We start from the raw sequence: 4,765 nt of genomic DNA on the forward strand, positions 1-4,765 counted from the left end.
AGGACAAGGCAGTGCCATTGTCCCTACAATATTTCAATTTCAAAACAGTAGAGACAAGGGATTCCCTTGTCTAAATCCTTAATTCATTGGCATTGGGCTTTAGCCTCGCCATTTGGAACTTCTTCAATGAGTTTTTACTAATCTTTATGATAAAATGCCACAATTATTTAGAGCAAGGATAGAATATTGTTAAGCACAGTAAATATAGTACAAAGATACGGTAAAAGAGTACTTTTTGATAAGATAAGCATCACGCTAGATGGTGGTAAAAGATACGGACTCATCGGAGCCAATGGTGCAGGTAAGTCTACATTTTTGAAGATACTCTCAGGAGAGATAGAGCAGACAGATGGAGATGTTCAGATACAACCAGGATTTAGAATGGGTGTTTTGAGTCAAGACCAGTATGCATTTGAGGAGTTTACTCTTACAGACGCTGTTCTCTATGGAAACAAAAAACTCTATGATGCACAAAAAGAGAAAGAGCATCTCTATATGACAGGTGACTTTGAGGATGATAAAGTCAATGACAGATTGGGCGAGCTTGAGATGATTTGTGCTGATGAGGATCCCACTTATGAGTCAGATGTCAAGATAGAGAAACTACTTGAAGCACTTGGTTTTCCATCAACCGAGCATGGTGACTTGATGTCTTCGATTACAGGTGGAGATAAGTTCAAGATTTTACTAGCACAAGTTCTTTTTCTCAAACCAGATGTACTACTTCTTGATGAGCCTACTAACAACTTGGATATTGAGTCTATCGCATGGTTGGAGAGAGAGCTAAAACGACATGAGGGGACGATGATTGTTATCTCTCACGATAGACACTTCCTCAACAATGTTGTCACACATATATTAGACCTAGACTTTCAAAATATACGAGAGTTCACAGGTAATTACGATGAGTGGTATATCGCGGCGAATCTTATAGCTAAACAGGCACAGGTGAATCATGCCAAAGCGAGTAAAGAGAAAGATGAGTTAGAGAAATTTATCGCTAGATTCTCTGCAAATGCTTCAAAAGCAAAACAGGCAACTAGCCGTCAGAAACAACTAGACAAATTAGATGTAAAAGAGATACAACTCTCATCAAGAAGAGACCCATCTATTATGTTTAAGCCACATAGAGATATTGGTAACGAAGTGCTTTCTATTAAAAATCTTGCCAAGAGATATGGTGATGATGATGTCTTTTCTGATATATCTTTCAAAGTAGAAAAGGGTGATAAGATTGCACTCATAGGTGGTAATGGTGTAGGGAAAACAACGCTATTAGATATAATCATGGAGAAAGTAGCAAGAGACTCAGGCTCATTTAACTGGGGTCAAACCATCACAACCACATACTTCCCTCAAAACACAACAGACTTTGTAAAAGGTAGTGATAAACTATATGAATGGATACAGGGTTATGACCCAAAATGGCATATAGATGAGATTAGAAAATGTCTTGGGAGAATGTTGTTTTCTGGTGAAGAGCAGAGCAAAGCAGTTGGTGACTGTTCAGGTGGAGAGAAGCACCGAATCATGTTATCAAAAATGATGATGGATAGTGCTAACTTCTTGGTACTTGATGAGCCAAACAACCACTTGGATTTGGAGGCTATTGTCTCTCTTGGAGAGGCTTTACACAACTATCAAGGTGGAGTGATTTGTGTATCACACGATAGAGAGTTGATTGATGCTTTTGCCAATCGTATTATTAAGATTAATAGTGATGGGTCTATTATTGACTTTGCAGGAGATTATGAGACTTTTGTTTCAGAGCATGGAGCGTAAGGATAAATCCTTATATAAAAATTAGGATATAAAATGGACAAGATAAAAATAGGCGTAGTAACCACAAGTGACAGAGCAAGTCAAGGTATATACGAAGATATATCAGGTGTAGCGATAATGGATACGATGAGAGAGTATCTACTCAATGAGTGTGAATATGAATACCGATGTATTCCTGATGAACAGGCTATAATAGAAGCAACACTGATAGAGTTGGCAAGGGATAAAAAGTGTGACCTTATCGTAACAACTGGTGGAACGGGGCCTGCTCCAAGAGATGTGACAACAGAGGCTACCGAGAATGTGTGTCAAAAACTATTACCAGGGTTTGGAGAGCAGATGCGGTCTGTGAGTCTTCAGTTTGTTCCAACAGCAATTCTCTCTCGTCAGACTGCGGGGATTTGTGATGGTGCGTTGATTATCAATCTACCAGGGAAGCCTAAATCTATTCGTGAGTGTCTGGATGCTGTTTTCCCTGCTGTTCCATACTGTATTGACCTGATTGGTGGCTCTTTTATGGAGGCTGATGTTGAGGTCATTAAAATTTTTAGACCTAAACAGAAGTAGTATATTATGAATGTTGAATTTATAGAGAAGAAGCTTCAAGAGATATATGATGAGCTAGAAAAAGAGGTGATGGTGGTGTTGATGGATGAGTCTTTGGATAAAAAGCAGACCAATCTACGAATGAAACCACTAAAATCAACCAAACAAATTTTGGTAAATGCACTGGATAGTATTAAAATGGTAGATAGATTAGGAAAAGAGGAGTTAGCAAAATGAGAAAATTAGCTCTGATTTCACTTTTAAGTAGTATATCTCTTTTTGCAGAACAAGTCAAACAGATAGATGAGTCTATGCCTTGGATGATTCCTTGGTTAATCTCTTCTCTGCTTGTGATTGGTCTTCTATTTTGGTCTTTTTATAAAGCAATGAAGACGAAAAATCCTAAGTATGGGTATGTGATACTTTTGGCTATGTTACTATTGGTTGGATTGATGTTTGTGTAGGTTCGGTAACACCGAACATCAAAAATCCAATAATTATTTTAATTTAGATATATGAGTTCTTTTGTATTTTATATTTTAATGTTCGGTGTTACCGAACCTACGCGTTATACGCGACCTTATAAGTAGGATCATCCTCATTAAAAGTACAAAATGGTCCAGCAGTTTTTAGAACCTTTCGACAATCCTCAGAGAGGTGTTTAATCGTCAGTTTCTTACCAGCTTTACTGTACTTATCTGTAATCGCATCAATAGCTTCTGCCCCTGAACTATCCATAACTCTAGCACCTGCAAAATCAATCACAACTTCATTTGGGTCGTTCTCTACATCGAACTGTTCACCAAACGAAGTTACCGAGGCGAAGAATAGAGGGCCGTCAATACAGTAGACTTTTTTACCCTCATCATCTATAGTCGTCTTAGAGAAGATTTTGGCGTGTTCCCAAGCAAATACGAGTGCAGATATGATAATACCTGCTACAACAGCGATTGCTAAATCTTCAAAGACGGTTACAATAGTAACGGTAAAAAGTACAAAAGCATCAGCTCTTGGCATATGTTTGATTCGTCGAAGGCTAGAGAACTCAAATGTACCAATACTTACCATGAACATGATTCCAACAAGAACGGCTACTGGAATTACAGCAATAACGCCCGAGAAAGAGACAACCAAGAGGATAAGTAGAACGGCTGCTGTGAAGGATGAGAGACGACCTAGACCACCAGAGGTGTAGTTGATGATACTCTGACCAATCATTGCACAACCTGCCATTCCTCCAAATGAGCCTGAACAGACATTTCCAATCCCTTGTGCAACACACTCACGGTTTCCTGAACCTCTTTTTCCACTCATCTCATCTAGGACGGATAGTGTTAATAATGATTCTATAAGACCAACCAAACCTACAAGAATAGCTGTTGGGATGATGAGATACATCGCTTCAAAACTGAATAGTGAAGTGTTGGGCATCACAAACGAAGGAAAAGAGGTGTTAGAGAGGTCTGCTAGGTCTCCAACTAGCTTTGTCTCTGCTCCTGTAATGAAGATGAGAAGAGTGAGTCCAACGATAGCGACCAATCCTGATGGAACAGCCTTTGTATATTTGGGTAAAAAGTGCATAATAACCATCGTGACAACTACTAAAATATACATAAGCGTATTTTCTGAAAAACTAGCGGAGAGAATCTCTCCCCAACCACTCAACTCATCCATGTTACTTGGGGTAAAAAATTTGAACTGTGCCACTGCAATAACAATAGCAAGACCATTTACAAATCCAAACATTGCAGGTTGTGGGACAAGACGGATAAATTTACCCATTTTGAGAAGCCCCACGATAATCTGAAAGATACCTGCTATAATAGAGGTGAGCAGAATATAGTGGAGTATAAGCATGGAGAGTGCCTCTTTGCCAAGCTCGGGATGGAGTTCTGCAATACCAAGACCAAGAGAGACAAATACGATGGCAACAGCACCAGTAGCACCTGAAATCATCCCTGGTTTACCACCAAGTATAGAGGTAATCAGACCGATAATAAACGCAGCATATAGACCAACAACTGGGCTAACCCCTGCTATAAAAGAGAATGCAATCGCCTCTGGAATGAGAGCTACGGCAACAACTGCACCTGATAGAACATCATTTTTGATGTTTTGTGTAGAGTAATTTTGAAGTTTTATCAATAAAATTCCTTTGTAAAATAAGTGGATAAAATTAGTCAGAATTTTAACATAATAGGATTAAGCTTAGGAGTCTCTTTTGAAAATGATGAAGTTTTATAGTAATGAGTTAGATGAGTAATTTTTTTAAGTTGGTTGCGAGAGGCGGATTTGAACCACCGACCTTCGGGTTATGAGCCCGACGAGCTACCAAACTGCTCTATCTCGCGACATTTAAATCATTCTCTTTTTCATTTACTCTGCGTTAGAAGCTCATTTGCATACCTCGGTATGGCTCAATCGCGTCTTCCTTGAT

Annotated in this window: 5 protein-coding genes and 1 tRNA gene; 4 read left to right on the forward strand and 2 right to left on the reverse strand. The window is 39.0% G+C overall.

The genetic code is table 11. From position 1 onward, the window contains the following. Nucleotides 1-186 precede the first annotated feature (186 nt). Genes GSY74_RS02670 through GSY74_RS02685 form a run of 4 tightly spaced genes read left to right on the forward strand, consistent with a single transcriptional unit; the run spans nt 187 to nt 2,792 of the window. Nucleotides 187-1,782 (forward strand): ABC-F family ATP-binding cassette domain-containing protein, encoded by a 1,596-nt coding sequence (locus GSY74_RS02670; protein ID WP_164663569.1) that lies wholly within the window; start codon nt 187-189, stop codon nt 1,780-1,782. 33 nt (nt 1,783-1,815) lie between these two features. Further along, entirely contained in the window at nt 1,816-2,349 is a 534-nt protein-coding gene (mog, locus tag GSY74_RS02675; RefSeq protein WP_164663570.1) for a molybdopterin adenylyltransferase, read from the forward strand. Between the two features lie 6 nt (nt 2,350-2,355). Beyond that, entirely contained in the window at nt 2,356-2,565 is a 210-nt protein-coding gene (locus tag GSY74_RS02680; RefSeq protein WP_164663571.1) for a hypothetical protein, read from the forward strand. Beyond that, on the forward strand, nt 2,562-2,792 hold the full coding sequence (locus GSY74_RS02685) for a hypothetical protein (protein ID WP_164663572.1): 231 nt from the start codon (nt 2,562-2,564) through the stop codon (nt 2,790-2,792). The genes GSY74_RS02680 and GSY74_RS02685 overlap by 4 nt, the downstream gene beginning before the upstream one ends. A 97-nt stretch (nt 2,793-2,889) precedes the next feature. Here GSY74_RS02685 and GSY74_RS02690 read toward each other — a convergent pair whose 3' ends face one another. Both GSY74_RS02690 and GSY74_RS02695 read right to left on the reverse strand, forming a co-directional pair. Next, complete coding sequence (locus GSY74_RS02690; protein ID WP_164663573.1) at nt 2,890-4,473, reverse strand: SulP family inorganic anion transporter; 1,584 nt, start codon at nt 4,471-4,473, stop codon at nt 2,890-2,892. A gap of 129 nt (nt 4,474-4,602) precedes the next feature. Then, nucleotides 4,603-4,679: transfer RNA gene (locus tag GSY74_RS02695), tRNA-Met, on the reverse strand. Nucleotides 4,680-4,765 lie beyond the last annotated feature (86 nt).

Source organism: Sulfurovum sp. bin170 (assembly GCF_010892395.1).
GTDB lineage: Bacteria > Campylobacterota > Campylobacteria > Campylobacterales > Sulfurovaceae > UBA1140.

Coding starts and splice junctions, on each gene's coding strand:
- mog (WP_164663570.1), top strand. CDS start 1,816: ATGGACAAGATAAAAATAGGCGTAGTAACCACAAGTGACAGAGCAAGT.
- GSY74_RS02680 (WP_164663571.1), top strand. CDS start 2,356: ATGAATGTTGAATTTATAGAGAAGAAGCTTCAAGAGATATATGATGAG.
- GSY74_RS02685 (WP_164663572.1), top strand. CDS start 2,562: ATGAGAAAATTAGCTCTGATTTCACTTTTAAGTAGTATATCTCTTTTT.